Source organism: Bacillus sp. LSHTCR4, assembly GCF_057197025.1.
Map to the genome: position 1 here is coordinate 302,553 of NZ_JBXUNO010000002.1, position 23,494 is coordinate 326,046.

Below are 23,494 nucleotides of genomic sequence, written 5' to 3' on the forward strand. Positions count from 1 at the left end.
TTATAATTATAAACGATAGTCCTTCAGAAATCAGCACCGCTCGCAGGTAGATAAATTTCGATTTACACCGCAGATGGTGTGATTTTTTTGTTTAAAAGTTAATATAATTAACAATTAAACAGTCTAAACAATAAGGACGTAAATAGTTTAGAAAAAAATTATATGCGATATAAGGAGAGGAATGCAATGAATCAGTTTCGAAGAATGGTGATTATCAACATTATCACATTAATTGTACTAGTTGGCGGCGGTATTGGCGGTTATTACTATTACAATCAAGCGGAAAATTACTTAAAAACAGACAATGCAAAAATTGATGGAAAGGTAATTCCGATTGCATCACCAGTAGCAGGTAAATTAACTGACTGGAAAGCTGAAGTAGGTAAGAACTACAACGAGAATGATAAATTAGGTGCTGTCACTGTAGCAGCAGCGAATGGAGAACAAACAGTAGATGTAACAATTCCACAAAATGCAACAGTTGTACAATCAAACGCGACAACAAATGCTTTCGTTGGAGCAGGTAGCCCGATTGCTTATGCATTTGATATGAACAATTTATGGGTAACGGCAAATATTGAAGAAACAGATGTTGATGATGTTCAAAAAGGTCAAGATGTAGATGTGTATGTAGATGCATACCCAGATACAACGTTAACAGGAAAAGTAGAACAAGTTGGTTTAACAACAGCGAACACATTCTCTATGTTACCATCAAGCAACGCAACAGCGAACTATACGAAAGTAACACAAGTAGTACCAGTTAAAATTTCTTTAGATCATAGCAAATCAGTAAATATTGTTCCTGGCATGAATGTGACAGTTCGTATTCATAAGTAAGGGGGAGATGAGATGTCCTCAATTGTAATTGCAGGATATGCACTATTTTGTATAATCGTCTTCTTCCTTGTAAATCGTCTTTTACGAAAGAAAAAAACGAAAATGGGAGAAGAACAAGTCCCAGCCGTAAGTAAAATAGAAGTAAGTAAAGTTGAAACAGAAGAGAAAGAAATTGTACAAAAGCAAGAACCGGAAATTTCTAATGTAGTTGAGTTAGAAACAGGAAAGCAAGAAGAAGTAAAACAAGAAAAAGAAGTGCCGAAAAAACAAATGTCTACGCCTGTAGAGAATGTGAACGTAAAAGCAGTTGTAGCAGTATTAATTCTCGGCATGTTCGTTTCTATTTTAAACCAAACAATCATTAACGTTGCATTACCTCCGTTAATGAATGAATTTAACGTATCAACTTCAACAGCACAATGGTTAATTACAGGTTTCATGCTTGTAAATGGTATTTTAGTACCGATTAGTGCCTTTTTAGTTTCGCGATTTACGTATCGTAAATTATTCGTAGCAGCAATGTTATTCTTCACGGTAGGATCTATCATTTGTGCTATTTCAGGAAACTTTACAATGATGATGACAGGCCGCGTAATTCAAGCGGTTGGTGCGGGTATTTTAATGCCGGTTGGTATGAATATCTTCATGACATTATTCCCGCCTCATAAGCGTGGAGCAGCGATGGGATTACTAGGTGTAGCAATGATTTTAGCACCAGCTATCGGACCAACTGTAACAGGTTGGGTGATTGAAAATTACAGCTGGAACTTAATGTTCTATGCAATGTTTATTATCGGTTTAATTATTACGTTCCTATCTTTAAAATTCTTTACACTAGCTCAGCCAGTGTCTAAAACAAAATTAGATGTATTTGGTGTTGTTAGTTCAAGTATTGGACTAGGAAGCTTGCTGTACGGATTTAGTGAAGCTGGAAATAATAGTTGGACTAGTGCCGAAGTTGTTATTTCACTTATTATCGGTGTAATTGGTTTAGCGTTATTTATTTGGAGAGAGTTAACAACGGACAATAAAATGCTTGATTTACAAGTGTTTAAATACCCGGTATTTACTTTTACTTTAGTAATTAATGCAATCGTTACGATGGCATTATTCGGAGGTATGTTATTGCTTCCGGTATATCTGCAAAACATTCGTGGCTTTACGCCAATTGAATCTGGTTTACTACTTCTTCCAGGATCATTAATTATGGGGATCATGGGACCAGTAGCGGGTAAATTATTCGATAAATATGGTATTCGTCCATTAGCGATAATTGGATTGGCAATTACGACGTATGCGACATATGAATTTACGAAATTATCGATGGATACACCGTATAGCGTTATTATGACGGATTATATTATACGTTCGATTGGTATGTCATTCATTATGATGCCGATTATGACAGCTGGTATGAATGCACTGCCGATGAAATTAATTTCTCACGGTACAGCAACACAAAATACGTCAAGACAAGTAGCGGGTTCAATCGGAACAGCGATTTTAATTACACTTATGACGCAACAAACGACTGCTCACGTAGCAGATTACGGGAATATGTTAACGACGTCAAATCCAATTTTAGTTGATAAAGTACATGGTATGGGGCAAAGCTTAGCGGCCTTAGCTGGATCAGCGCAAGCAGGAGATGCGATGAGCACGCAACTATTATTCGGACAAATTTCAAAGTTATCTGCAATTAACGGTATTAACGATGCCTTCTTAATTGCAACGATACTCGCAGGGATTGCTTGGGTGTTATCATTCTTCTTACCATCAGGCAATAAACCAAATAGAAAAGCAGGGAATTAATTTCCCTGCTTTTTTGTTTTTTATGCAGTTACATATAAAAGATGATAACCAGTTACGGAGCACAGCCCTGTTATAAACAAAATCGTCCCCATAGAACGAATACTCGATATTTCTCTTCCGCTTATAATGGCTAATAGTCCAGCTAAAGAGAAGAAGCACCAATATAAAGTTCCCGAAATTGGAATCATCCCCTCTAAATCTATTCCAGAACCTATACAAACAATAGGAACAACGATAAGTAATATGCTAATGAAACCAGCTATAATAGTAAGTAATTTATGATGTTTCATGCCAGCAATAATTAAAAAAATGCCGACGATGAATTCGCATAACATGAAAGTAAGAGCTAAAATCATCCAAGTTAATATTCCAAACACTTCTGTATTACCTCCGATTTGTGGGTTTCAAAAAAATGTTATATATAGAATGAATCACCTACAGACATGAGTACCCAGAAAATAACCCCTAATATACCAGTAATAAAAATAATGAATCCCATATTACGGATACTTTTAATTTTTGCTTGTAACCCACTTACTCCAGCTAATAATCCAGTTAAAGAAAACAGTATCCAATATAAAGTAGTTGAAATAGGGAGGATTGTATTGCGCTCCACACCCATGCCCCAAAAAACAAAAGGTAGTGTGACAAAGGAAAAGCTAAGTAGCCCCATTAAACCGACAAATAATTTACGGTGTTTCACGCTAGTAACAATTAAAAAAATACCACCGAAAAATCCGCATAAAACAAGAAGTGGCATATAAACAATCCAAAGTAAGCTCAACATGTATAGTCTCCTTCTGTGTAATCAGTTATATTTTACTACATGAGGTTTATTTTGGATATTATTAATAAATATGTATAAATTGATAGAAATGAGTAATAACGATACGAATTAATAGATGTAGAGCATGTGAGAGAGGAGGAAACATATGAAAATTACAGAAGAAAATGTTGTGAATCAGCTAAGGAAAAGAAACGAAAAAGCATTATATTTTATTATCGACCAGTACAGCGGACTAATAAAAAGTATTATTTAGAAGCATTTAGCTTCGTTTGAAGATGTGCAAGAGGAATGTATGGATGATGTGTTATTGGCAATTTGGAATCATATTGAAAAGTATGATGAAGAGAAAAATACGCTAAAAAATTGGATTGCAGCTATTACAAAATATAAATCTATCGATTATGCGAGAAAATATGCGAAGACAGTAAAGGAAAAAGGGATAGACCAAATAGATGAAATAGCGGTACATACCGATACTACTAAAAGAGAAATTAGTAATGATATGGAACATATATTAAATCATTTAAAGAAGAACGATAAAGAAATCTTTATGAAGCATTACGTGGAAGAGGATAGTGTAGAAGATATTGCGGAGAAAATGGGGGTGAAAACTTCTTTTATATACAATCGTCTATCAAGAGGTCGAAAGAAGTTAAGGGCATTATTTTTACATAACCGGATGAAATAAATAAGAAAAGAGGTGAAGGAAATGAAAGATCCATATGAAATGTTAAATGATATAAAAATGGATGAGAATGAATATGAAGAGATTAACTTAACGCACATAGAGAAAAAGAAAATAAAAAAGCGAATTCACAAAAAAATAAACAAGAACAAAGCCCATACGAAACGGAATATAGCTATTGTAACAACGGCCGCGGCACTATTTATTATGATGATGACTGTAGATATGAGAAGGATGATTGCAGATATACCGTTAATCGGAAGTAAAATGGAGGACTACGTAAACAGTAGAGGAGAACCTTTAAAAGAATATAAAACGACAATAGGACAAACAGTTTATGATAACGGTGTAGAAGTACGATTAGACGAAGTGATGATAGATGAGGGACAGATTATTGTTAATAGTACGTTTAAGTCTAGTCGGGTCAATTTAGAGGACTCTTATCCTAGCCCTGATATTTATATAAATGGAAAACTGTTAAATGGCAGCGGTAGTGGCGGAGACAAAAAAATAAATGAATACACATATACATTTTTCTCAAATGTAGATTTAAAAGATGATGAAATGAATCCTCTAGAAATCCGTGGAGAATGTGATATACAAGTTGTGTATAGGGATATCTCTTTAAAAGAGGGGAATTCAACATGGAAAGGAGAATGGGGCTTTTCCTTCAAAGCATCTGGAGACAAATTAAAAGCTGAAACGAAAACAATACCAATCCATAAACAATTTAAATTGGAGAATGGTCAAAAAATAGAAGTAGAAGATTTGAAAGTGTCTCCTATATCTACGAAATTGAACTATAAGATGTTGAATGGAACAAAGTTAGATGTAACATTTATTGGAAAAGATCAAGATGGTAAAGAGTTAATACCACATTCAGGTCTTACCTTATCGAAAAATAGTTATTGGCGTTTTGAAAAACTAGAAAATAGTGTAACGAAAATTATACTGACGCCTGTTCTAACTTCTGGTGAAGAAGGAGAAAAGAAAACGAATTATCGAAAAGTGCTAATGGAAGAAGAGTTTGAAGTTGTTATAAAAGAGTAAAAAGAGGTATCGCGATGATACCTCTTTTTAGCTCAAGAATGCCAACATATTATTCATAATATGAAATAACATAGCTGGAATAATGGACTTTGTTTTTTTACATAAAATCGCCATTAATAATCCCATAAAGAAAGTAATGACCATTACCCCAAGTGAGTATGTATGAGCGATACCGAAGAAGAAACTTGTTACGATGGCTGCAAGCCAAAATGGAAAGCGTTCTGAGAAGAAGCGAAGTATAAAACCACGGAAAATAAGCTCTTCAAAAATAGGTGTGAGTATGGCGAAACCGAGAAGTAATAATATTTGATACTGCTTAAAGACATCTAAGTTTAGTGCGGAAGATTGCTGCTTCGTTGCGTCTTGGAATACATAATTTAGCAGTATGTAATTGAGTACGATGTTTATAATGAAGAAAAGAAGTAAGTATACATATGTGCGCCATTCTTTAAGTGCTGTAAAGTTAAAAGATTTTAGTAGTAAATTTTTTGCAGGTTCGAATTTGAAAATGAAGAATAACAACACGGCTAGTTGTAATGCGATACTTGCAGTATTTGCAATAGATTCATACAGGGCAATTTGTTTTTTATCTGTAAGACCTGCTGTATAAATTGTTACTGGCATTGCGAGGAACACAGTAATAAGTCCGGTTCCGAAAAAAGCGAATAAAACGGAGCTAATAAATTGTCCCCATGACATAGAGTATTTCTGTTCATTAGAAAGTTGTGTAGCGGGTTGCATTTGTAAAATCACCTCTTTATATTTGTATATTTAATTATAGAGCATATTGTTTTCGGGTGTAACATTTAAATATTACATATAAAGGTGTATTTTCCATAAAATAATAAAAGAGGTATCACCCTATAGTGATGCCTCTTTCTTATTGATAACTATGTTCTGCTTTGTTATTAGATTTTGATTGCTCTATTTGTAATTCACGCTCTACCAATCGGTCTAACTGTTGAATTGCTTTTAGTGCTTTTTCATAAGAAATTGTTCGATAATGATGCGCTCCGCCCGGCTCTTCATCTGCTTCGTCTGCCCATTTAATAATATTTTGCAGAGATGTTCTTTCAATTTCTTGTTCCACTAAGAAAGAATCTGTATGAAGAAGAATTGCGATAGAAATTTCTTTTGCTAGTTTAGGGTGCTCTCCTAATCTAATAAGCAATTTATGAGCTCTTTCTGCTCCTTTAATTGCGTGTATATCATTCTTTTTATATAAATCATAGTCCCATTCGCCGCCTGTGTACCACGTATGGTGTCCGATATCATGAAGGAAACCGGCTTTTGTCGCAGCATCGACTGAGGCGTGATGCTTTTTAGCTAAGTGAAACGCATGGTAAGCGACAGCAATCGCGTGGACCATCCCAGAACGATTTACGTATTTTTGTGTAATATGGTGTTTAAAAATTTGTTCAAGCGTAATACGGTGCATAAAACATTCACTCCTTTTATCTTATGGTGTATATGAAGAAAAATCGATCGGTTTAAATGTATTTTGAACATTGTACTCCATCATAGTTCGTTAGTAAAGTAGAAATGTTTAGGAGAAGAAAAAAATTTTCAGCAAAAAAATCACCTTAGCTTATGCAAAGGTGATTTTTAAATTGCTCATTTTTTTAATCCTTGCTCTAGTGTTTCTAACATTTCATGCTTTTCATTTTCATCAGCATTTTTCCAAATGACTTCAAATAAAACACCAAGACCTGGAAGCATTTTTTCTTCACCGCTTTGAATTGCATCGACAATTGTTTCTTGTAATTGGTCTTGTGTATTACCAGATACATTTGCTAATACAGCACCGCGTAAATTAAAACTCATTGTTTTCACCTCTTCTTCAGAATTGAAACTGACGTTAGTTTTTGTTCTTTTTTATGTAAATATGTATGAAAAATAGGCTATAATGATAAGACAAGAAGAGAGGGAAATACATATTATGAAAAACATTGATTCAGTACAAAATCCGCGTGTGAAGCAGTGGAAAAAGCTGCAAACGAAAAAAGAGCGCGATAAAAAAGGTTTATTTTTTGTAGAAGGATTCCACTTAGTTGAGGAAGCTTTAAAGGCAGGAGTTGTAACAGAACTTATCGTTTCAGATCAGACAGACCTTCCGAAAGATTGGACAGTTAATGATGTAGAAATGTATATCGTACCGGAAGCAATCGTAAAAGTACTTCGTGAAACAGAAACGACGCAAGGTGTATTTGCTGTTTGTGAGAAACACGAGAGTGAAGTAGTTCTTACTGATGGGAAGTTTCTTTTATTAGATGGCCTGCAAGACCCAGGTAACCTAGGGACAATTATTCGTACAGCTGATGCAGCTGGTATTCATGCCGTTGTGCTTGGAGAAGGTTGTGTTGATGTTTATAATAGTAAAGTACTCCGTTCTACACAAGGTTCTATTTTCCACTTACCAATTGTAAAAGGGAACTTAGAAGAATGGGTAGACAAGCTAAAAGAAAATAACGTTCCTGTATATGGAACAGCTCTTGAAAATGGAGTTCCGTATGGGAAAGTAACACCAGCTAGTAGTTTTGCATTAATTGTAGGAAATGAAGGAAACGGCGTACGCCAAGAAATTCTTGCAAAAACGGACCAAAACTTGTATATTCCGATTTACGGCGGGGCAGAATCATTAAATGTTGCAGTTGCAGCAGGGATTTTAACGTATTATTTGCAAAGCCCGGTTGCGAACCAATAAAAAACTTCTTATAATAAGTTGAAGTGCATTATATTAAAAGTTAAATAACGAAAAACGTTGATAGAGAAGAGTAGCTTACAAAATCGCCATATAGGGAGAGAATGCCGTAGACTGAAAGCATTCTTATGGTAGACGGAAGTGAATTCACCTCTGGAGTTGACGCCAGGACCATGTATATGTAAAGGCGTTCCGGTCAGAATTGATCGTTATAACTAATGAGTGGGCAGACATGTTCTGTCAATTTAGGGTGGTACCGCGAATTTACCTCGTCCCTTTTTGGGAGCGAGGTTTTTTTATTTTTAAAATTAGGAGGGTTCCAAAATGGAAGCACGTTTAAAAGAGCTAAAGCAAAAAGCGTTAGAGCTTATTGAAGAAGCGAAAGAGCTAAAAGGCTTAAACGACGTACGCGTAGCGTATTTAGGAAAAAAAGGCCCAATTACAGAAGTATTACGCGGCATGGGAAAATTATCAGCAGAAGAGCGTCCACGTATGGGAGCATTAGTAAATGAAGTACGTGAAGCGATTCAAACGCGTCTAGACGACAAAATTGGTAACTTAGAAAAAGCAGTAATTGAAGCGAAATTAGCAACTGAAACAATTGATGTTACACTGCCAGGTCGTCCTGTTGAAACAGGCTGTCACCATCCGTTAACAGCTGTTGTTGAACAAATTGAAGATGTATTCATCGGTATGGGTTATGAAGTAGCTGAAGGAACAGAAGTAGAAAAAGACTACTACAACTTCGAAGCATTAAACTTACCGAAAGATCACCCAGCGCGTGATATGCAAGATACATTCTACATTACAGAAGAAACGTTACTACGTACACATACATCTTCTGTGCAAGCACGTACGATGGAAAATAATAAAGAAAAAGGCCCAATTAAAATTATTTGTCCTGGTAAAGTGTATCGCCGTGATGACGATGATGCGACGCATTCACACCAGTTCATGCAAATTGAAGGTCTTGTAATCGATAAAAACATTCGCATGAGTGACTTAAAAGGTACACTGCAAGTATTCGTGAAAAAGATGTTCGGTGAAGATCGTGAAATCCGTCTTCGTCCAAGTTTCTTCCCATTCACAGAGCCATCTGTAGAGATGGATATTTCTTGTATGATGTGTCACGGCAAAGGTTGCGGCACTTGTAAAGGAACTGGTTGGATTGAAATTTTAGGCGCAGGTATGGTTCACCCGAACGTACTTGAAATGGCTGGTTATGATTCAAAAGAATATCAAGGTTTCGCATTCGGTATGGGCGCAGAGCGTATCGCAATGTTGAAATACGGCGTAGATGACATTCGTCATTTCTATACAAATGATGTACGTTTCTTACAACAATTCAAACGAGCGTAAGGGAAGGAGAGGATAAGTATGTTCGTATCATATCGTTGGTTACAAGAGTATGTAGATATTAAAGATGTAACGGCACAAGAACTAGCAGACAAAATCACGAAAAGTGGTATTGAAGTAGAAGGCGTTGAAGTATTAAATAAAGGTGTAAAAGGTGTTGTAGTTGGTCACGTATTAGAATGTGAAAAACACCCAGAAGCTGATAAATTAAGCAAATGTTTAATCGATATCGGTGAAGAAGAACCAGTTCAAATTATTTGTGGTGCTGCTAATATTGCAAAAGGTTTAAAAGTACCAGTTGCAAAAGTTGGCGCTGTACTTCCTGGTAATTTCAAAATCAAAAAAGCAAAACTACGTGGTGAAGCTTCTCACGGTATGGTTTGTGCTCTTCAAGAGCTTGGCATTGATGGAAAGTTAGTTTCAAAAGAATATGCAGATGGTATCTTCATCTTCCCAAGTGACGCTGAAGTTGGTGCAGATGCACTTGAAATTTTAAACTTACATGATGAAGTACTTGAGCTTGGTTTAACACCAAACCGTGCAGATTGCTTAAACATGTTAGGTGTTGCATATGAAGTAGCTGCTATTTACGGCCGTGAAGTAAAACTTCCAGCTATCGACTTACAAGAAACAGCAGAAAAAACTGCTGATTACATTTCTGTAAGTGTAGAAGCGAAAGAAGAAAATCCATTATACATTGCAAAAATGGTGAAGAACGTAAAAATTGGTCCATCACCAATGTGGATGCAAACTCGCCTTATGGCAGCTGGCATTCGTCCAATTAGCAACGTAGTTGATATTACAAACTACATTCTAATGGAATACGGTCAACCGTTACATGCATTCGATTACGATAAATTAGGTTCAAAAGAAATCGTTGTTCGTCTTGCAAAAGAAGGCGAAAAAATTGAAACGTTAGATGATCAAGAGCGTACGTTACAAGACCACCATCTTGTCATTACAAACGGAACAAAAGCTTTAGCAGTTGCTGGTGTAATGGGCGGAGCGGATTCAGAAGTTACAAATGAGACAGTAAACGTTCTAATTGAATCTGCATACTTTGCAGGTCAAACAGTGCGCCGTACATCAAAAGACTTAGGTCTTCGCAGTGAATCAAGTGCACGTTTCGAAAAAGGAATCGACCCAACACGTACATTTGAAGCAATTCAACACGCAGCTGCTTTAATGGCAAAATACGCTGGCGGTGAAGCACTTGAAGGTGTAGTAGAAGCTGACAACTTACAAGTACAAGAGCGTACAGTATCTGTTACTGCTGAGAAGGTAAACCGTGTATTAGGTACAAATATTTCTGCAAGTGAAATGGGTACAATGTTCACAAACTTAAAATTCCCATTCACAGAAGTAGAAGGAACATTCCACGTGAATGTACCAGCACGTCGTCCTGATATTACAATTTCAGAAGACTTAGTAGAAGAAGTGGGCCGTCTATACGGTTATGATCACATTCCAGTTACATTACCTTCTGGAACGATGACACGTGGTAAATTAACAGCAGCGCAAACGAAACGTCGTAAAGTACGTCGCTTCTTAGAAGGTGCTGGTTTATATGAAGCAATCACGTATTCATTAACAAGCGCTGACAAAGCGAAACAATATATGGTGGAGCCAAACGAAAAAGCGCCTGTAGCTCTTGCACTTCCAATGAGTGAAGAACGCAGCCAACTTCGTTTAAGCTTAGTACCACAATTGTTAGAAGCAGTTTCATACAACGTTGCACGTAAAAACGACAGTGTTGCTTTATACGAAGTAGGTTCTATCTTCTTACCGACAGAAGAAGGAGAACTTCCGAAAGAAGAACAACATCTTGCAGGTGTTATGACAGGTCTTGCTCTTCACCATGCATGGCAAGGTGAGAAAAAAGTAGTAGACTTCTTCGTTGTGAAAGGTGTACTAGAAGGTCTATTTGACGTACTTGGCGTTTCAAACCAAATCACATATGCACCAGCAAAACGTGAAGGTATGCACCCAGGTCGTACAGCTGACATCGTATTAGATGGCGAAGTAATTGGTTTCATCGGTCAATTGCACCCAGAAGCAGAAAAACAATTAGATGTGAAAAATACATTCGTATTCGAACTATCTCTTGTAAAAGTATTCAGTGCAGACGCAGAAGAAACTTACTACGCAGCAATTCCACGTTTCCCATCTATGATACGTGACATGGCTGTTGTCGTAACGAAAGAAACAAAAGCTGGCGAAATGAAGCAAGTTATTGCTGAAGCTGGTGGAGAACTTCTGAAAGACGTAACATTATTCGACTTATACGAAGGTGAAAAAATGGAAGAAGGCAAGAAATCACTTGCATTCTCTATGACTTACTTCGATGCAGAACGTACGTTAACAGACGAAGAAGTAACAGAAGCACATAACCGTGTATTAACAACGGTAGAAGAGAAATTTGGTGCGGAGTTACGTAAGTAATAAGAAATTGCCGGATTTATGCCGGCAATTTTTTTATGGAGCGATTGTAAAAATCGTCGATATATTTTTAGGCGTCTTGCATCTTTCTCTCGAATGTAGTACATTAATTTTAGTTTAACAAAATGAAAGACGATGATAAGGAAAAGTAGTATATACTATAATCCAAAGCGAGTCAGGGACGGTGAGAGCCTGATGAGGCGGTATATGTGAAGAACACCTTGGAGTTGCTAACCGAAATTGAATCTTGTATTCAAGAGTAGACTTAGACGGGAATCCGGCCTGTTACAAACCGGGAAGTATGTATTACATACGAGTTAAAGTTGGTCTTTATGACAAATTGGGTGGTACCGCGAAGTTTAACCTTTCGTCCCTTTATGGATGAAAGGTTTTTTTGTATTTAAATATATCAGCAAAGGAGAATTTCACTATGGAAAACACATTAGTAAAAAGTCTGTATAGAGATACAGATAAATACGCAGGTCAAACAGTACAAGTATCAGGGTGGATTCGTAACTTACGTGATTCAAAAGCATTTGGTTTCATCGAATTAAACGACGGTAGCTTCTTCAAAAGCGTTCAAATCGTTTTCGATACAGAATTAGATAACTTCAAAGAAATTGCAAAACTTCCACTTAGCTCTTCAGTTAAAGTAGAAGGTAAAGTAATTGCAACGCCTGGAGCGAAGCAACCATTTGAAATTAAAGCAGAAAAAATTGATATCGAGGGCTTATCAGATTCTGATTACCCACTTCAAAAGAAACGTCATACGTTTGAATACTTACGTACAATCGCTCACTTACGTCCAAGAACAAATGCATTCTCTGCAACGTTCCGCGTACGTTCTATCGCAGCATTTGCGATTCACCAATTCTTCCAAGAGCGTGGATTCGTACATGTTCACACACCTATCATCACTGGTAGTGATACAGAAGGTGCTGGCGAAATGTTCCGCGTAACAACACAAGATTTAAACAACGTACCAAAAGGTGAAGACGGACAAATTGATGAATCAAAAGACTTCTTCGGCAAAGAAACAAACTTAACAGTAAGTGGACAGCTGAACGCAGAAGCTTATGCATTAGCATTCCGTGATGTATACACATTCGGACCTACATTCCGTGCAGAAAACTCAAACACAACTCGCCACGCAGCTGAGTTCTGGATGGTTGAGCCTGAGATTGCATTCGCTGAATTAGGTGACGTAATGAACCTTACAGAAGATATGCTGAAATATGCAATGAAATACGTATTAGAGCATGCACCAGAAGAAATGGAATTCTTCAACAGCTTCGTTGATAAAACAGTTCTAGAGCGCATGAACAACGTAATCAACTCTGACTTCGGTCGCATCACTTATACAGAAGCAATTAAAGTGCTTCAAGAGTCAGGCGCTGACTTCAAATACCCAGTAGAATGGGGTATTGACTTACAAACAGAGCACGAAAGATACTTATCAGAAGAAATCTTCAAACGCCCTGTATTCGTAACTGACTATCCGAAAGACATTAAAGCATTCTACATGCGCTTAAATGAAGACGGTAAAACAGTAGCTGCTACTGACCTTCTAGTTCCTGGCATCGGCGAATTAATCGGCGGAAGTCAACGTGAAGAAAGAATGGACGTTTTAGTAGACAGAATTAAAGAATTAGGTATGAACGAAGAGGACTACTGGTGGTACTTAGAACTTAGAAAATACGGCGGTACAAAACACGCTGGATTCGGTCTAGGTTTCGAGCGCTTCCTAATGTACATCACTGGCATGGCTAACATCCGTGACGTAATTCCATTCCCAAGAACTCCAGGTTCTTCTGAATTCTAAAATATGAAAAAAGCGAGAGGATTTCCTCTCGCTTTTTATTTTGCATATTGTATAGTTTATTCCCTCGTAGCAAAAAGTAACGCGAAGGGGTGAATATAAATGAGTAAAAAAGTGAAAAAAGATCATTCAAGATCGGGCCTAGGTTCTCCAGAAGTAGAAGGACAAGGAACGACGACACATGAAACAGGTTCTCATAAAGTACCTTCATCTAATAAGAAGCAGAAACGAAGCTAACATAAAAAAGGAGAGTCGCCAAGACTCTCCTTTTTTATGTATTACATCTTTTTATCATGAATCTCTTTTGTAATATTATCTACATCTTTGTCTAATCGATCTAAATAGAAAAACCACAGTAAACTTATGAACACGTAATAGATGGCCATCACGCCGAGATTATCAGATATATTTTCAAATGTAGATTTAGTAGTGAAAAAAGCTCCCCAAATGGTAGAAATAGTGAGGTAAGAAAGAGGACCTACGATGTGTACGAAAGCATAAAGTACCTTTTTAACTTTTACAGCGTTCATATGAAAAACCTCCTTTTTCTAATCATACATTCAAGTTCCTCACAGAAGTGTTGTAGTTTTGCTGGATTATGTATTAACGAGCGAGCATCGTGTTTCCCGATAAATCTCCGAATCCGAAAGTTTAATAAGAAAGATCGGCCATAGCGCTCTATTAAATCGTTGAACGCTCGTTGTTCACTTAGTAGCTGAATGTTTTCCCTAATTTCAAACTGTCTTTCGTGTGGATTACCTAGTAAAATATTTAGAATCATTTGTATAAGTAGCAATGGGGATTCCCTCCTGTGTTAGAATAATCTGTATATTATGATTATAACAAAACTATAAGGACAATAGTAGGATGAAACAAAAAACAGGAGTTTGTAGGCTCCTGTTTTTGTCGATACTATTTTAATAAGCGAAATGCCTTCTCTGTATTAGCAAAATGCAGTTTCACAAACTCAGGTAATCGTTCTTTACCAAGCTTTTGAATTAATTTAGCGGCAGCGATATCAACTTGTTTACCAGCACCCTTTGGAAGGGGCATACCAGCTTTTTTACTTAGTTCGTCAAATTGTTTCACGAATGAGTAACGAGCTAAAATGGAGGCAGCGGCTACTGCTAAATGGACACTTTCGCCTTTCGTCGCGAAGTAAACATTTTCACGTTGTACCAGCTTTTGTTTTGCTAAATATTTGTAGTATGTATCAGGTTGTGTGAATTGGTCGATTAAGACGCCTTCAGGTTTTGTAGGTGCCATTTTAGCTAATAAGTTTGTAATAGCTTTATTGTGTAGTAAAGCTTTTAACTTACCTTGGTTGTTTCCTTTATCAAATAGCTCGTTATATTTTTCGTTATGAAGGACAAGAGAGCTATAAGGAACAACGTGTAGAAGTTGTTTCGCAATGGCAGTAATTTGATCGTCATTTAAGTTTTTAGAGTCTTTTACACCAAGTTCTTTTAGTAGTGGAATTTGCTTCGCATCCACATATACAGCAACGACTGTCATCGGTCCGAAGAAATCACCAGTACCAACCTCATCTGATCCTACGATAGACATTGTACTGATGGAAGCAGGCGGTGCATAACGGTGTGAATCGACAGATTTTTTTATAGCTGTTTTCGGGGCGTGAGAGACAGTTTGCCAACGAGAAGCTTCTGCTTCAGCACGTCCGCCCTGGAACATTACTTTTCCAGATTTATACGCTGTAATTGTGCAAGATGGCACCTTTGCCATGAAGATTCCGCCTTGTGGAATTTTCGGGCTAAGCGAATGTTTATATTGTTGTTTCATGTCTTCAATTACTGTAGAATTTGTTTGAATTACGATAGAATTTGACATAAGAGTCACCCCTTTTTTTATATTGTTATTTTTATCATATCGGATTGTTCTTTCTGTTTCCATATTATGAAGGTTCATGGTATGATAAACTTTAGGATTCTGTACGTGATTGGAGGCCGGTGAGTTGTCACAACAAAAGGGAAAGAAAAGTCGAATTAATGTAGAAATCTATGGTCAGCAATATTCAGTTGTTGGCGATGAAAGTACAAGTCATATCCGCATGGTAGCAGCGATTGTGGATGATAAAATGCGCGAACTCAATGCCAAGAATCCTTCGCTTGACACGAGTAGACTAGCGGTATTGACGGCGGTAAACGTCATACACGATTACATAAAATTAAAAGAAGAATATGAGAAATTGAAAGAAAGTATGACAAAAAAAGGAATGGAATAACATGATTGATATTATTATCATTTTACTGCTTGTTATGGGATTTTTCCTCGGCTTACGCAGAGGGTTTATTCTGCAACTTGTAAAGTTAACAAGCTTTATTATCGCATACCTTGTTGCATACTGGTACTGTAAAGATTTAGCGCCAGCACTTGCGAAATTTATTCCGTATCCATTTGATAAAAACGTATCTGTTCCAGAATGGATTGATGCAAATAATATTGAGACAGTATTTTATCAAGCGCTTGCGTTTATCATATTGTTTATTATCACAAAAATTGCACTTTCATTACTTGGTAATTTGTTAAATATGTTTGCAGAAATACCGGTTTTAAAGCAAGTAAATGCGTTTGCGGGGGCAATCCTCGGATTTTTAGAAGTATATATTATTTTGTTTGTCTTAATTATCATTGGAAACATTCTTCCGATTGAACAATTACAAACACCATTACAACAATCATCAATTAGCAAAATAATTGTAGACGATACACCGATTCTCTCTGAAAAGGTGAAGGAACTATGGCAGACAGGTAGCAGAGTATAACTTCTCTTTTTTCGGAAAGAGAAGTTTTTTTCTATGAAAGAAAGGCGGGACAATGATGAAAGTAAATAAAAAACAAGTGATTAAATTATTAGAGACAATCGGGCTTTTTATGGAATTAAAGGGCGCGAATCCATTTAAAATATCTGCATTTCGTAAAGCGGCAGCAGCGCTAGAAAGTGATGATCGTAGTCTTTCTGAGATTGAAGATTTCACGAAGATTCCGGGCATTGGAAAAGGAACAGCAGCAGTTATTCAAGAATATATAGAGTCGGGAACATCTGAAGTATTACAAGAGCTTGAACAAGAAGTGCCAAGTAGCTTATTACCGTTATTAAAATTGCCAGGCCTTGGTGGTAAAAAGGTAGCTAAGTTATATAAAGAACTTGGTGTTGTTGATATGGAATCGCTAAAAGCGGTTTGTGAGGAAAATAAAGTACAAGCTTTAGCTGGTTTCGGTAAAAAAACAGAAGAGAAAATATTAGAAGCAATCGATCAAGTAGGCTCTCGTCCAGAGCGTTTACCAATTGCGATGGTATTGCCTATTGCCGGGGAAATAGAGGAGAAATTGTCGAATATTGCTGAAGTAATCCGTTTCTCTCGCGCTGGTAGTTTGCGCCGCGTTCGTGAAACAGTGAAAGATTTAGACTTTATTATTGCAACGACAGAACCAGCTGCAGTACGTGAGCATTTACTACAATTTGATAATATGATTGAAGTAATCGCGAGCGGGGATACGAAAGTTTCTGTTCGTCTTCAGTATGAATATGATATCTCAATTGATTTCCGCTTAGTAAAACCAGAAGAGTTTATTACAACTCTTCACCATTTCACAGGATCAAAAGACCATAACGTAAAAATGCGTCAAATCGCAAAAGATAAAGGCGAGAAAATTAGTGAGTACGGTGTAGAGAACTTGGAAACAGGTGAAGTGAAAACATTCGAGACGGAAGAAGAATTCTTTGCTCATTTCGGTCTTCCATTTATTCCGCCAGAAGTGCGTGAAGATGGAAAAGAAATTGAATTAATTAAAGAGTATCCAAACTTAATTCAGTTCTCTGATATACAAGGTGATTTACATATGCATACAACATGGAGTGACGGCGCTTTTTCAATTGAAGAGATGGTACAAGCGTGCCGTGCTCGTGGATATAAGTTTATGGCAATTACTGATCACTCACAATACTTGAAAGTGGCGAATGGTTTAACGAAAGAGCGCCTTCGTGAACAAGCGAAAGAAATTGAACGTATGAATGAAAAGTATCCAGACATTACAATTTTACGCGGAATTGAAATGGATATTTTACCGGATGCTTCGCTTGATTTTGATGATGAAGTATTAGCTGAATTAGATTATGTCATTGGAGCGATTCACTCTAGCTTCTCACAAGACCGTGAAACAATTATGAAACGTCTTCGTGCTGCGCTAGAGAATAAGCATGTCACAATGATTGCTCATCCGACAGGACGTCTTCTTGGACGCCGTGAGGGTTATGATGTAGATACAGATTTATTAATTGAGCTCGCAAAAGAAACAAATACAGTTTTAGAATTAAATGCGAATCCAAACCGTCTAGATTTAAGCGCAAAATTATTAAAACAAGCACAAGATGCTGGTGTAAAAGTAGCGATTAATACGGATGCTCATACACTTGAAATGTTAGAAGATATGGAAACAGGTGTAGCGGCAGCTCGTAAAGGTTGGATTCAAAAAGATAACGTGATTAACACGTGGGATATTGAACGTTTATTAGACTATATTAAACGTAATAAGTAACACAAGGGGGACCTGCAACATGTTAGAAAGAACGTTGCGTGTATTAGAATACAATAAAGTAAAAGAACAATTACTTGAACATACAGCATCTTCACTTGGTCGTGACAAAGTGAAGAATTTAGTGCCGAGTACTGATTTTGAAGAAATTGTAGAGATGCAAGATACCACGGATGAAGCAGCGAAAGTCATTCGTTTAAAAGGCAGTGCACCATTAGGTGGCATTACGGATATTCGCTCAAATGTGAAGCGTGCAAAGATTGGAAGTATGTTAAGTCCAAATGAATTACTTGATATTGCGAATACGATGTATGGTAGTCGTAATATGAAACGTTTCATTGAAGATATGGTTGATAACGGTGTCGAGCTTCCGATTTTAGAAACTCACGTCGCTCAAATTGTATCTTTATATGATTTAGAAAAGAAAATTACAAATTGCATCGGTGATGGCGGTGAAGTAGTCGATAGCGCAAGTGATAAACTGCGTGGTATTCGTACTCAAATTCGTACTGCGGAAAGCCGTATTCGTGAAAAATTAGAAAATATGACGCGCTCTTCAAACGCGCAAAAGATGTTGTCTGACTCGATTGTAACGATTCGTAACGAACGTTACGTAATCCCAGTAAAACAAGAATATCGCGGCGTATATGGCGGTATTGTTCACGATCAATCAGCTTCTGGACAAACGTTATTTATTGAACCGCAAGTCATTGTAGAATTAAATAACGCACTGCAAGAAGCACGAGTGAAAGAAAAACAAGAAATCGAACGCATCTTATTGATGTTAACAGAAGAAGTGGCAGTAGAAGCGGATATCGTTTTATCAAACGTAGAGGTAGTTGCAAATCTTGATTTCATCTTTGCGAAAGCTTTCTATGCGAAGCGTATTAAAGCAACGAAACCAATCGTAAACAACGAGCGTTACATGGATTTAAGACAAGCGCGTCATCCGCTTATTGATCCAGAAATTATTGTGCCAAATAACATTATGTTAGGGAAAGATTTCACGACAATTGTTATTACAGGACCGAATACAGGTGGTAAAACAGTTACGCTGAAAACAGTTGGTATTTGTGTATTAATGGCGCAATCTGGCCTTCATATTCCAGTAATGGATGAGTCAGAGATTTGTGTATTCAAGAATATCTTTGCTGATATCGGTGATGAGCAATCGATTGAACAAAGTTTAAGTACGTTCTCCTCACATATGGTGAACATTGTTGATATTTTAGAAAAAGCTGATTTTGAAAGCTTAGTTTTATTCGATGAATTAGGTGCTGGAACAGACCCGCAAGAAGGGGCTGCACTAGCCATTTCAATTTTAGATGAAGTATGTAATCGTGGTGCTCGCGTTGTTGCTACGACGCATTACCCAGAATTAAAAGCATACGGATATAACCGAGAGCAAGTTATTAATGCGAGCGTTGAGTTTGATGTAAATACATTAAGTCCAACGTATAAATTATTAATCGGTGTACCAGGACGTAGTAATGCCTTTGAAATTTCGAAACGTCTTGGATTATCTGATCGCGTGATTGATCAAGCTCGTAACCACATTAGTACAGATACAAACAAAATTGAAAATATGATTGCGAAGTTAGAAGAAAGTCAAAAGAACGCAGAGCGTGACTGGAACGAAGCAGAAGCACTTCGCAAGCAATCTGAAAAACTGCATCGCGAATTACAGCGTCAAATCATTGAATTTAATGAAGATCGTGATGAGCGATTATTAAAAGCGCAAAAAGAAGGGGAAGAAAAAGTCGAAGCTGCAAAGAAAGAGGCAGAAGGCATTATTCAAGAACTTCGTCAGTTGCGTAAAGCACAGCTTGCAAACGTGAAAGATCACGAGCTAATTGAAGCGAAGAGCCGTTTAGAAGGCGCAGCGCCAGAGCTTGTGAAGAAACAAAAAGTAAACGTGAAAAACACTGCGCCAAAACAACAGTTGCGTGCAGGTGATGAAGTAAAAGTATTAACGTTCGGTCAAAAAGGTCAATTGCTTGAAAAAGTAAGTGATACAGAGTGGAGCGTACAAATCGGTATTCTGAAGATGAAAGTAAAAGAATCTAACATGGAATACATTAACACACCGAAACAAACAGAGAAAAAAGCAGTAGCAACAGTAAAAGGTAGAGACTATCATGTTTCGTTAGAACTTGACCTTCGTGGTGAACGATTTGAAAATGCAATGGCGCGCGTCGAGAAATACTTAGACGATGCCCAGCTTGCAAGCTATCCTCGCGTATCAATCATTCACGGTAAAGGAACAGGAGCGCTTCGCCAAGGTGTACAAGATTACTTGAAGAAACATCGCGGTGTGAAAACATTCCGTTACGGTGATATGGGCGAGGGAGGCCTAGGCGTAACAGTTGTCGAATTAAAATAGAAAACAACGAAACAAAGGGGAAACCATTATATGTTTATGGACAAACTTGCAAAAGTATTGTTAGCTTGTTGCGGAATATTTTTGGTGATTGGGGTTATTTATTTAGTTGTTTTTGCGAAGTGAAAAAGCGTCAATCGTGGCAGAATGATATTGCCATAGATTGACGCTTTTAATATATGTGAAAAGGAATAAAACATGAAAATCAACCAATACATAAGCGAAGCAAAATCATGCTCCAGACGTGAAACAGATCGCCTTATTAAAGCTGGACGCGTGGCTATTAACGGCGAAATATGTACGCACGGTGCAATTGTAAGTGATGATGATGTAGTAACGATTAATGGACGGGTTATTGTAAAGGAAGAGAAAGAAAAGGTGTATATAGCCTTTCATAAGCCAGTTGGCATTACTTGTACAGCAGCTGATCATATTGAAGATAATATTATTGATTATATCAATTACCCAGAGCGAATCTTTCCAGTTGGGCGATTAGATAAAGCGTCAGAAGGCCTTATTTTATTAACGAATGACGGTGCGATTGCGAATCAAATTTTACACGGTGATCATGAGCATGAGAAAGAATATGTTGTCACAGTCGATAAACCTTTTACGGATTGGTTTATTGATGAGATGTCCAGCGGTGTAAAGATTAAAGATGGAATGACGAAGCCATGTAAAGTGACGAGAGTGGATCAGTCTACATTTCGCATCGTTTTAACGCAAGGAATGAACAGACAAATTCGTAGAATGAGTCGAGCTTTCGGGTTTACTGTAACAAAGTTAAAGCGAGTACGCATTATGAATATAGAGCTAAATGAGCTTGAAGTTGGAAAGTGGCGGAGCGTTACAGCTGAAGAGTTAGAAATTTTAATAGGGCAGTTATAGGGAGGAAAAATTTTCTCCCTATATTTTTTTGTCAGAAAAAATAAAACTATTGATTTTTTAAAAAATAGCCCATATAATAAAAAACAACAAGTTTCGACAAGATATTTTATAAAAGTAATGATGAGGACATGAGTTGTATTTTACGATTCTCAGAGAGGGAAGCCTTAGGCTGTGAGCTTCCTAATACGAAAAGACAAGCTTACCACCTCTAAACTTCAAGAGTGAACTGCATACATGATGCATTGTAATTCTTGGCGGATAAAACCGTTATCAATTTACACGAGCTATAAAATGAGCTTATTTCGTTATAAATTCATTTTATTAGAATAAGGGTGGAACCACGATTTCAACACTCGTCCCTTTGTTAGGGACGGGTGTTTTTTGCGTTCTTTTACGGGGAAGTATGCTTGAAAGAGGATATGTGACGGATTTTAATTCAGAATATTTTGTTAATTTATAATTATTTAGGAGGTTAGTAGAAATGAAATCATCTTTAAAGTTTTCTGAGATGTTTGCAATAAGTTTAATGTTATTTGCACTATTTTTCGGTGCGGGTAATATGATTTTTCCACCAGCATTAGGACAAGGCGCTGGAACAGATGTATGGATCGCATTGTTTGGTTTTATCGTAACAGGCGTTGGACTACCTTTATTAGGAGTAATTGTTATAGCTTTAAAGGGAGATATTAATGAGTTAGCAGGACGTGTACATCCTATATTCGCACTTGTTTTTATCACTGCAATTTATTTATGTTTAGGCGTATTCGTAAGTGTGCCACGTACAGGAACAGTAGCTTATGAGATGAGTGTCGCACCATTTTTACCAAGTGAGGTAGCTGGTCAATCATATCCACTTGTTATCTTTACACTTATTTTCTTTGCAGTCACTTTCTATTTAGCTTTAAATCCTTCGAAATTAGTGGGTCGTATTGGTAAAGTGCTAACTCCAATATTATTAGCTGTTATTGCAATTATTGTAGGTAAAGCACTTATTACACCAATTGGAGAATTTGGTGCACCGACAGAAGCGTATAGTGCTCCTCTTTTTAAAGGATTTATTGATGGATATTTAACTTTAGATGGACTTGCAGCACTGGTATTCGGAAATGTTGTAATTCATGCGTTAAAAGAAAAAGGCATTACAAATAAAAATAGTATTGCAAAAGTAACAATCTTTGCAGGATTTATTGCAGCGCTTGGTCTACTACTTGTGTATTTAGCACTTGCTTATCTTGGAGCTTCTAGTGTGTCACTTGGAATGGGCGCAAACGGAGGAATTATTTTAACAAATGTCGTGAATCATTTATTTGGTAGCTACGGAACTTTATTACTAGGGATCGCAATTACAGCAGCATGTTTAACAACTTCTGTAGGTATTGTTGCAGCTTGTGGTGATTACTTCTCTTCTTTATTACCAAAGCTTTCTTATCAAAAAGTCGTTTTCATTTTCTGTGTATTAGCATTTATGGTAGCAAACCTTGGGTTAACTCAGTTAAATGCATTAGCATTACCAATCTTAATCGCAATTTATCCAATTGGAATCGTACTTATCGTATTATCACTTGTTGAAAACTACGTTCGTCTTCCATTAGGGATGTATGTGGGCGGGATTGTAGGAGCATTTGCAATAAGTTTCTTTGATGGGTTACACAATGCAAACCTTCAAATTGCAGCGCTAGCACCTATTTTAGATAAGATTCCATTATATAGTGTAGGAATTGGTTGGTTAGTTCCAGGCATAATCGGTATAGGATTTGGTTATATAGTTTCTAAGTTTCAAAAGCAAGAAGTTGCTGTAGAAAAATAGAGAAAAGAGGCTTTCTATAATAGAAAGTCTCTTTTTTTGTAAAAAAAGCCGCATATAGAGAAATTTAGATATTAAAAATTTTATACGTAATACAGTTGACAAAAAATTTATGAGTAGGCTAAGATTGACTTAGTTGTGGAAATATTAGAAGGGAAGTGAGGGAAAAGGGGTTTCTATAACTATAGTGTTGTTATGGGAAGAGGTGAAAGAAGAGAAGAGGAGAAGAGATAGTTTATTTTTTTTGATTTGCATTGAGAATGATAATCAATAAATGCGTTTTATAATTTTTTCTCAGTTTCTATGCCTTTGTATAAGGAATAGGGTGAGATATTATTTTTAATATTCAATGAGAATGATAATCAATAATACTTATATT

General features: G+C 36.9%; 22 protein-coding genes, 1 pseudogene and 3 other annotated features. Of the genes and pseudogenes, 15 read left to right on the forward strand and 8 right to left on the reverse strand.

Features of this window, described 5'->3' with window-relative positions; all coding sequences use genetic code 11:
- Positions 1-186 precede the first annotated feature (186 nt).
- Complete coding sequence (locus AC2CGR_RS15245; protein ID WP_001071404.1) at positions 187-840, forward strand: HlyD family secretion protein; 654 nt, start codon at positions 187-189, stop codon at positions 838-840.
- A gap of 12 nt (positions 841-852) precedes the next feature.
- Positions 853-2,652: a DHA2 family efflux MFS transporter permease subunit gene (locus tag AC2CGR_RS15250; protein WP_270184759.1), complete on the forward strand. Its 1,800-nt coding sequence runs from the start codon at positions 853-855 to the stop codon at positions 2,650-2,652.
- A 20-nt stretch (positions 2,653-2,672) separates the two neighbouring features.
- Here the strand turns inward: AC2CGR_RS15250 and AC2CGR_RS15255 are convergent, their stop codons facing one another.
- The gene (locus AC2CGR_RS15255; protein WP_484480973.1) at positions 2,673-3,029 is read right to left on the reverse strand and encodes an ammonia permease; all 357 of its coding nucleotides are present in this window, start codon (positions 3,027-3,029) and stop codon (positions 2,673-2,675) included.
- Positions 3,030-3,067: 38 nt separating this feature from the next.
- Positions 3,068-3,439, reverse strand: a complete 372-nt coding sequence (locus tag AC2CGR_RS15260; protein WP_484480974.1) for a DNA-binding protein — start codon at positions 3,437-3,439, stop codon at positions 3,068-3,070.
- A 145-nt stretch (positions 3,440-3,584) separates the two neighbouring features.
- Between AC2CGR_RS15260 and AC2CGR_RS15265 the strand changes: the two are divergent.
- Positions 3,585-4,127, forward strand: a pseudogene (locus AC2CGR_RS15265) (sigma-70 family RNA polymerase sigma factor).
- Positions 4,128-4,148: 21 nt separating this feature from the next.
- A complete protein-coding gene (locus AC2CGR_RS15270; protein WP_484480975.1) occupies positions 4,149-5,174 on the forward strand; it encodes a DUF4179 domain-containing protein in 1,026 nt (341 codons plus the stop codon).
- Positions 5,175-5,201: 27 nt separating this feature from the next.
- Here AC2CGR_RS15270 and AC2CGR_RS15275 read toward each other — a convergent pair whose 3' ends face one another.
- The 3 genes from AC2CGR_RS15275 to sspI form a co-directional block, all read right to left on the reverse strand.
- Positions 5,202-5,915 carry a CPBP family intramembrane glutamic endopeptidase gene (locus AC2CGR_RS15275; RefSeq protein ID WP_484480976.1) on the reverse strand — a complete coding sequence of 238 codons (714 nt, stop codon included), beginning with the start codon at positions 5,913-5,915 and terminating at the stop codon, positions 5,202-5,204.
- A 139-nt stretch (positions 5,916-6,054) separates the two neighbouring features.
- The gene (locus tag AC2CGR_RS15280; RefSeq protein ID WP_000554788.1) at positions 6,055-6,612 is read right to left on the reverse strand and encodes an HD domain-containing protein; all 558 of its coding nucleotides are present in this window, start codon (positions 6,610-6,612) and stop codon (positions 6,055-6,057) included.
- Positions 6,613-6,788: 176 nt separating this feature from the next.
- On the reverse strand, positions 6,789-6,998 hold the full coding sequence (sspI, locus tag AC2CGR_RS15285; RefSeq protein WP_000009513.1) for a small acid-soluble spore protein SspI: 210 nt from the start codon (positions 6,996-6,998) through the stop codon (positions 6,789-6,791).
- Positions 6,999-7,080: 82 nt separating this feature from the next.
- Between sspI and AC2CGR_RS15290 the strand changes: the two genes are divergently transcribed.
- From AC2CGR_RS15290 to AC2CGR_RS15310, 5 genes are all read left to right on the forward strand, one after another.
- The gene (locus AC2CGR_RS15290; protein WP_270184761.1) at positions 7,081-7,878 is read left to right on the forward strand and encodes a TrmH family RNA methyltransferase; all 798 of its coding nucleotides are present in this window, start codon (positions 7,081-7,083) and stop codon (positions 7,876-7,878) included.
- Between the two features lie 48 nt (positions 7,879-7,926).
- Positions 7,927-8,155: a binding site (T-box leader), on the forward strand.
- Between the two features lie 44 nt (positions 8,156-8,199).
- Complete coding sequence (gene pheS, locus AC2CGR_RS15295) at positions 8,200-9,234, forward strand: phenylalanine--tRNA ligase subunit alpha (RefSeq protein WP_000388217.1); 1,035 nt, start codon at positions 8,200-8,202, stop codon at positions 9,232-9,234.
- A gap of 18 nt (positions 9,235-9,252) precedes the next feature.
- Positions 9,253-11,673 carry a phenylalanine--tRNA ligase subunit beta gene (pheT, locus tag AC2CGR_RS15300; protein WP_484480977.1) on the forward strand — a complete coding sequence of 807 codons (2,421 nt, stop codon included), beginning with the start codon at positions 9,253-9,255 and terminating at the stop codon, positions 11,671-11,673.
- A gap of 123 nt (positions 11,674-11,796) precedes the next feature.
- Positions 11,797-12,048 (forward strand) — a binding site (T-box leader).
- Positions 12,049-12,100: 52 nt separating this feature from the next.
- Entirely contained in the window at positions 12,101-13,492 is a 1,392-nt protein-coding gene (gene asnS / locus AC2CGR_RS15305; protein WP_484480978.1) for an asparagine--tRNA ligase, read from the forward strand.
- Between the two features lie 99 nt (positions 13,493-13,591).
- Entirely contained in the window at positions 13,592-13,726 is a 135-nt protein-coding gene (locus AC2CGR_RS15310; RefSeq protein ID WP_000039588.1) for a YuzL family protein, read from the forward strand.
- A 41-nt stretch (positions 13,727-13,767) separates the two neighbouring features.
- On the opposite strand, the gene AC2CGR_RS15315 is transcribed toward AC2CGR_RS15310, so the two are convergent.
- The 3 genes from AC2CGR_RS15315 to rnhC all read right to left on the reverse strand — a co-directional run bounded on the left by AC2CGR_RS15315 (position 13,768) and on the right by rnhC (position 15,337).
- Positions 13,768-14,019, reverse strand: coding sequence for a hypothetical protein (locus tag AC2CGR_RS15315; protein WP_000994755.1), 252 nt, complete (start codon positions 14,017-14,019; stop codon positions 13,768-13,770).
- Positions 14,016-14,285 carry a hypothetical protein gene (locus tag AC2CGR_RS15320; protein ID WP_000924591.1) on the reverse strand — a complete coding sequence of 90 codons (270 nt, stop codon included), beginning with the start codon at positions 14,283-14,285 and terminating at the stop codon, positions 14,016-14,018. The genes AC2CGR_RS15315 and AC2CGR_RS15320 overlap by 4 nt, the downstream gene beginning before the upstream one ends.
- Before the next feature lie 116 nt (positions 14,286-14,401).
- Positions 14,402-15,337, reverse strand: coding sequence for a ribonuclease HIII (gene rnhC, locus AC2CGR_RS15325; RefSeq protein WP_087968417.1), 936 nt, complete (start codon positions 15,335-15,337; stop codon positions 14,402-14,404).
- A 124-nt stretch (positions 15,338-15,461) separates the two neighbouring features.
- Between rnhC and zapA the strand changes: the two genes are divergently transcribed.
- The 6 genes from zapA (at position 15,462) to brnQ6 (ending at position 23,118) form a co-directional block, all read left to right on the forward strand.
- Positions 15,462-15,731 (forward strand): cell division protein ZapA, encoded by a 270-nt coding sequence (gene zapA / locus AC2CGR_RS15330; RefSeq protein WP_377892001.1) that lies wholly within the window; start codon positions 15,462-15,464, stop codon positions 15,729-15,731.
- Position 15,732: 1 nt separating this feature from the next.
- Positions 15,733-16,272: a CvpA family protein gene (locus AC2CGR_RS15335; protein WP_000565408.1), complete on the forward strand. Its 540-nt coding sequence runs from the start codon at positions 15,733-15,735 to the stop codon at positions 16,270-16,272.
- Positions 16,273-16,327: 55 nt separating this feature from the next.
- Positions 16,328-18,046: a DNA polymerase/3'-5' exonuclease PolX gene (polX, locus tag AC2CGR_RS15340; RefSeq protein ID WP_000867555.1), complete on the forward strand. Its 1,719-nt coding sequence runs from the start codon at positions 16,328-16,330 to the stop codon at positions 18,044-18,046.
- Positions 18,047-18,065: 19 nt separating this feature from the next.
- Complete coding sequence (locus tag AC2CGR_RS15345; RefSeq protein WP_484480979.1) at positions 18,066-20,426, forward strand: endonuclease MutS2; 2,361 nt, start codon at positions 18,066-18,068, stop codon at positions 20,424-20,426.
- 195 nt (positions 20,427-20,621) lie between these two features.
- Positions 20,622-21,311 carry a 23S rRNA pseudouridine(2604) synthase RluF gene (locus AC2CGR_RS15350; protein ID WP_087968418.1) on the forward strand — a complete coding sequence of 230 codons (690 nt, stop codon included), beginning with the start codon at positions 20,622-20,624 and terminating at the stop codon, positions 21,309-21,311.
- Between the two features lie 108 nt (positions 21,312-21,419).
- Positions 21,420-21,675 (forward strand) — a binding site (T-box leader).
- A gap of 117 nt (positions 21,676-21,792) precedes the next feature.
- Positions 21,793-23,118, forward strand: a complete 1,326-nt coding sequence (gene brnQ6, locus AC2CGR_RS15355; protein WP_087968419.1) for a branched-chain amino acid transport system II carrier protein BrnQ6 — start codon at positions 21,793-21,795, stop codon at positions 23,116-23,118.
- Positions 23,119-23,494: the final 376 nt, after the last annotated feature.

Excerpts from the sequence above, each read along its gene's own strand:
- sspI (WP_000009513.1), bottom strand. The coding sequence starts at position 6,998 with ATGAGTTTTAATTTACGCGGTGCTGTATTAGCAAATGTATCTGGTAAT.
- AC2CGR_RS15250 (WP_270184759.1), top strand. The coding sequence starts at position 853 with ATGTCCTCAATTGTAATTGCAGGATATGCACTATTTTGTATAATCGTC.
- AC2CGR_RS15350 (WP_087968418.1), top strand. The coding sequence starts at position 20,622 with ATGAAAATCAACCAATACATAAGCGAAGCAAAATCATGCTCCAGACGT.
- AC2CGR_RS15315 (WP_000994755.1), bottom strand. The coding sequence starts at position 14,019 with ATGAACGCTGTAAAAGTTAAAAAGGTACTTTATGCTTTCGTACACATC.
- pheT (WP_484480977.1), top strand. The coding sequence starts at position 9,253 with ATGTTCGTATCATATCGTTGGTTACAAGAGTATGTAGATATTAAAGAT.
- brnQ6 (WP_087968419.1), top strand. The coding sequence starts at position 21,793 with ATGAAATCATCTTTAAAGTTTTCTGAGATGTTTGCAATAAGTTTAATG.
- AC2CGR_RS15290 (WP_270184761.1), top strand. The coding sequence starts at position 7,081 with ATGATAAGACAAGAAGAGAGGGAAATACATATTATGAAAAACATTGAT.
- AC2CGR_RS15335 (WP_000565408.1), top strand. The coding sequence starts at position 15,733 with ATGATTGATATTATTATCATTTTACTGCTTGTTATGGGATTTTTCCTC.
- polX (WP_000867555.1), top strand. The coding sequence starts at position 16,328 with ATGAAAGTAAATAAAAAACAAGTGATTAAATTATTAGAGACAATCGGG.
- AC2CGR_RS15270 (WP_484480975.1), top strand. The coding sequence starts at position 4,149 with ATGAAAGATCCATATGAAATGTTAAATGATATAAAAATGGATGAGAAT.
- AC2CGR_RS15245 (WP_001071404.1), top strand. The coding sequence starts at position 187 with ATGAATCAGTTTCGAAGAATGGTGATTATCAACATTATCACATTAATT.
- AC2CGR_RS15345 (WP_484480979.1), top strand. The coding sequence starts at position 18,066 with ATGTTAGAAAGAACGTTGCGTGTATTAGAATACAATAAAGTAAAAGAA.
- AC2CGR_RS15310 (WP_000039588.1), top strand. The coding sequence starts at position 13,592 with ATGAGTAAAAAAGTGAAAAAAGATCATTCAAGATCGGGCCTAGGTTCT.
- rnhC (WP_087968417.1), bottom strand. The coding sequence starts at position 15,337 with ATGTCAAATTCTATCGTAATTCAAACAAATTCTACAGTAATTGAAGAC.
- pheS (WP_000388217.1), top strand. The coding sequence starts at position 8,200 with ATGGAAGCACGTTTAAAAGAGCTAAAGCAAAAAGCGTTAGAGCTTATT.
- asnS (WP_484480978.1), top strand. The coding sequence starts at position 12,101 with ATGGAAAACACATTAGTAAAAAGTCTGTATAGAGATACAGATAAATAC.
- AC2CGR_RS15280 (WP_000554788.1), bottom strand. The coding sequence starts at position 6,612 with ATGCACCGTATTACGCTTGAACAAATTTTTAAACACCATATTACACAA.
- AC2CGR_RS15260 (WP_484480974.1), bottom strand. The coding sequence starts at position 3,439 with ATGTTGAGCTTACTTTGGATTGTTTATATGCCACTTCTTGTTTTATGC.
- AC2CGR_RS15275 (WP_484480976.1), bottom strand. The coding sequence starts at position 5,915 with ATGCAACCCGCTACACAACTTTCTAATGAACAGAAATACTCTATGTCA.